2 protein-coding genes and 1 pseudogene are annotated in these 1,316 nt (G+C 63.7%); all 3 read left to right on the top strand.

The genetic code is table 11. The features are described 5' to 3' along the window. Positions 1–157 precede the first annotated feature (157 nt). The gene (locus ACZ4SA_RS36955; protein WP_468283259.1) at positions 158–358 is read left to right on the top strand and encodes a hypothetical protein; all 201 of its coding nucleotides are present in this window, start codon (positions 158–160) and stop codon (positions 356–358) included. A 59-nt stretch (positions 359–417) separates the two neighbouring features. Further along, entirely contained in the window at positions 418–627 is a 210-nt protein-coding gene (locus tag ACZ4SA_RS36950) for a hypothetical protein (RefSeq protein WP_468283256.1), read from the top strand. A gap of 151 nt (positions 628–778) precedes the next feature. Beyond that, a pseudogene (locus ACZ4SA_RS36945) lies at positions 779–1,316 on the top strand (hypothetical protein); the annotation flags it as partial.

Below are 1,316 nucleotides of genomic sequence, written 5' to 3'. Positions count from 1 at the left end.
GCGGAAGGGCACACACTTCCTGGCTTTCCTCGGCCTCGCAGCGGTACTGACCTGCTACAAGAAGCTGGCCAACCTCACCATGTGAGACAAGCTCTAAGCCCTCTGGTATGCGTTTCATGAATTCTCCGCCGGAAATGTTTCACGCCAGGGAGAAATCATGAGCGACATCGCTGCTTACTTCAATGCGAAGCAGGACCTCGGGGGTATCGACAGCACCCACGCGCCCGCCTCGCACGGCCCCATTCTGGCCACCCCCGCGACCATCACGGTCATCGCGGGCTGGAAGGCCGTCGGTGCCTTCACCGCCGGTGCAGGTTCCGTTGTCGGCGCGTACACGGCCGGCAAGGCCAACGGCTGACCTCGGGCGAATCCTGCCGCCGCATCACCAGCATTGATTTTCCAGAAGGGGATTTTGCCATGACGGACGTCATCACGCGTCTGCACGCGACCGGCCAGCTGCCGGCGAACGACATCACGGAAACTGAGACCGGTGGCCTCACCGCCGCCGCCTACCCGGTGCTTGGTACCCCCGCTTTCGCGGTGCCTTTCACCGCCAAGGCGTTCTCGGCCGGCATTGCATTCAGCGCCGCCACCGTCGCGGCCTACGACGCCGGAGCTGGCAAGTAGAAGCGCTATGCAGCGCGTAAGCCCCGCGCTCTACGCGCGTAATTCCGTATGACGATCCGTCGGGCCAGAGTCGCGTTCTGGCCCGACGGATCATGGGCCATTCTAGCCGGTGCACAATGGGCAAATACCGGCACATTGTGGAGTGAAATCTGTGAAGCTTTCAAAGAAGATCGCCTCTGCGGTCTTTCGCCCCCTCCCGATCTCCCGGGAACGGGCAATCGGCATATCTGAGCGTCTGAGCGCGGCCACCGCACTGGGTTCCTCGCTGGAGTACCTGACCCAGCGCAAGCAGACCCGCAGGGGTGGGCTGAACGACTTCACGATCCTCAAGGACAGCTACTTCGGCTCCTTCCCGCTCACCCAGCGGCTGATGCGGGCCGTCAGCGGTGAACGGACCACGACAGCCCTGCATGTGGCTCAGGCGGCGGCAGCGGCCACGCTGTTGCTGCCCGGCAACCATCGCTGGCGCGGGGCCGCAAGTCTGTTCCTGTCTGCCAGCGGTGCGGCACTCTACCCCCGCCACCGCTACGGAACCGACGGCTCTGACCAAGTGTCAATGCTGGTGCAGGCTGCGAACGGTGCTGCGCGGCTCTCAGTGGCTGTTGTCTTTCCGGTCTTGAGGACGGTGTTTTCGCTGGTCGGGCATAGGGGCGGTGATTCCGCGGGAGTGTTGCTCTGTCGTTTCGTCG

The organism is Streptomyces sp. NPDC027962 (assembly GCF_055566095.1).
The sequence above is the reverse complement of the archived record's forward strand: the minus strand, read 5'-3'. Positions and strand labels throughout refer to the sequence as shown.

Coding starts and splice junctions, on each gene's coding strand:
- ACZ4SA_RS36950 (WP_468283256.1), top strand. CDS start 418: ATGACGGACGTCATCACGCGTCTGCACGCGACCGGCCAGCTGCCGGCG.
- ACZ4SA_RS36955 (WP_468283259.1), top strand. CDS start 158: ATGAGCGACATCGCTGCTTACTTCAATGCGAAGCAGGACCTCGGGGGT.